We start from the raw sequence: 2,161 nt of genomic DNA, 5'->3' as shown, positions 1-2,161 counted from the left end.
TTCAGATGTGCGTGTCCATTCCAGCGATCCCTTACCGCCAATTAATCGCAAGTCATCAGAACGCACACCATAAGAAGCCGTTCTTTGCAGCAGCCGCGTAAATCGAAGTGTTAATCGAGCCGCTAATCAAGCTACTAATCGAGATACTAAGAGGCTACTAAGAGGCAATGATAGAAGTGCTAATCGGAATGCTGAAAAACACAAATTAGGAGCCTCCCACCTGACTTTCGTAGCTCAGCTGATCGACCATTCACATGATATCCATACTAATGCGCATTGTGGGGATGTATCCGTACAAGGCGGTGTTGACGTAGTTTATCCATATAATACGTGTTGACGTAGTTTTTATCCGTATAAGGCAATTTGCAATAAGGCTTATTTGCGATAAGGCGTGTTTGCGAAATATGTCCGTACCGGGGTTTTGTCGCAAATTATATCCTGCCCATCGAAGTTCTCGCAGCATCTTTTTTGCTATTGGACGTGTTCCCTTCCTTCTTATTTCCCACGAGCTGATTCAACGGGATAATCATCAAAAAGGGGGCGGCAGAGAGACGATGAACGATGAACGATGAACACTGTTCCCCCTGTCGCATATAACCGTACTTATCGTTTTTCTTGCAACATCTTACTTCTACCGTGCATATTTGCTTCTTTCTCTCACTCACTGCCTGATGCAACGGGATAATCATAGAAAGAGAGCGGAAAAAGTACTATGTTACCCTAGAAAAAAGCGGGCTCCGGGCAGCTTGCCCGGGCCCGCGTCTATCATCTATGTGTTAATTAAATGCCCGGGATTGGGCTGCGCTTGTGCTCGGTTTTGCGGTAGAAGGCCTCCAGGCGCTCTTGGACGGCCGGATCGATCTGCTTGCCTTCCAGATAATCGCTGTTATCTTCGTAGCTGATTCCGAGCTCCTTCTCATCTGTTTGCCCTTCCCACAGGCCGGCGGTTGGCGCCTTGTCGATCACGCTTTGCGGCACGCCGAGGCGGACGGCAAGCTGGCGAACCTGGCGTTTGTTCAGCGAGCTGAGCGGCGTAACGTCAACGGCTCCATCGCCCCATTTGGTGTAAAAGCCGGTAATCGCCTCGGACGCATGGTCGGTGCCCACAACGAGCAGGTTCAGCTCAAAAGCCAGCGCATATTGCATGACCATCCGCGTCCGCGCTTTCACGTTACCTTTGCCTTGCGGGCTGAGGTGACGGGATTGCCCGATATTTTTCAAGCCGTGCTCAACTTCGAGGGCAATTTCGTCTACGGCTTCCTCAATATTCGTCTCTACCGTATGCTTAAGTCCAAACGCCTTGGCCACCTCGTAGCTGTGCTCGATGTCCTCCTGCTTCCCGTATGGCTGGAACACGCCCAACGTCATGTACGGTTGGCCGGTTTCCTGCGTCAGCTCGTCCGTCGCCCGTTTACACAAGCCGGTGGTTACTGCGCTGTCAATCCCGCCGCTGATCGCGATTAATAGGCCGGTCGTGCGCGCCGCTTTGACCTGCTCCTTCAAAAAGTCGACCCGCCGGCGAATTTCCTCATCCACGTCAATGACGGGTTTAACCCCAAACCGCTTAATGATTTCCTGCTGCAAACTCATCTAAATCCCTCCACATCCAAGATATAACACCTTATGTAAGTAGTATGCCCTAAATCGAAAAACGCCCCGAACCATCCAGACAGGCTGGATGGCGGGGCGAAAGCGACTGATTAGCGGCCGCTACAGCTTACCGGCAGAAGCGGTCAAACGCGCTGGTCAGATCAGCGGCGATTTCTTCAGCCGAACGGTCTTCAATTTGGTGGCGTTCGATGAAATGGACGAGCTCGCCGTCCTTCATCAATGCGATCGAAGGCGAAGAAGGCGGATACGGCGCGAAGTATTCGCGTGCTTTCGCCGTTGCTTCTTTATCTTGACCCGCAAACACGGTAAACAGGTGGTCCGGTGTCACGTCATGCTGCAACGCCTTCGCTACGCCCGGTCGGCATTGTCCCGCTGCGCATCCGCAGACGGAATTGACAACGACCAGCGCAGTCCCTTTCGCGTTTGGCAGCTTCTCTTCTACTTCCTCCGGCGTACGCAGCTCTTGAATCCCCAGCACGGTTAATTCGTCTCTCATCGGTTGTACCATGTCTCTCATATATTGGTCAAATGACATCGACATTACCCATCA

General features: G+C 52.0%; 2 protein-coding genes. Both read right to left on the bottom strand.

The genetic code is table 11. The annotated features are described in order from the left end of the window. Positions 1-780 precede the first annotated feature (780 nt). On the bottom strand, positions 781-1,590 hold the full coding sequence (nadE, locus tag POTG_RS21995; protein ID WP_009227057.1) for an ammonia-dependent NAD(+) synthetase: 810 nt from the start codon (positions 1,588-1,590) through the stop codon (positions 781-783). A 127-nt stretch (positions 1,591-1,717) separates the two neighbouring features. Then, complete coding sequence (locus tag POTG_RS21990) at positions 1,718-2,152, bottom strand: BrxA/BrxB family bacilliredoxin (protein WP_009227056.1); 435 nt, start codon at positions 2,150-2,152, stop codon at positions 1,718-1,720. Positions 2,153-2,161: the final 9 nt, after the last annotated feature.

The sequence above is a fragment of the Paenibacillus sp. oral taxon 786 str. D14 genome (assembly GCF_000159955.1).
Classification (GTDB): Bacteria; Bacillota; Bacilli; order Paenibacillales; family Paenibacillaceae; genus Fontibacillus; species Fontibacillus phoenicis.
This window is presented reverse-complemented; position numbering and strand designations above follow the sequence as displayed.

What these genes read in the sequence shown, in the direction of transcription:
- nadE (WP_009227057.1), bottom strand. Translation starts at nt 1,590, where the DNA reads ATGAGTTTGCAGCAGGAAATCATTAAGCGGTTTGGGGTTAAACCCGTC.
- POTG_RS21990 (WP_009227056.1), bottom strand. Translation starts at nt 2,152, where the DNA reads ATGTCGATGTCATTTGACCAATATATGAGAGACATGGTACAACCGATG.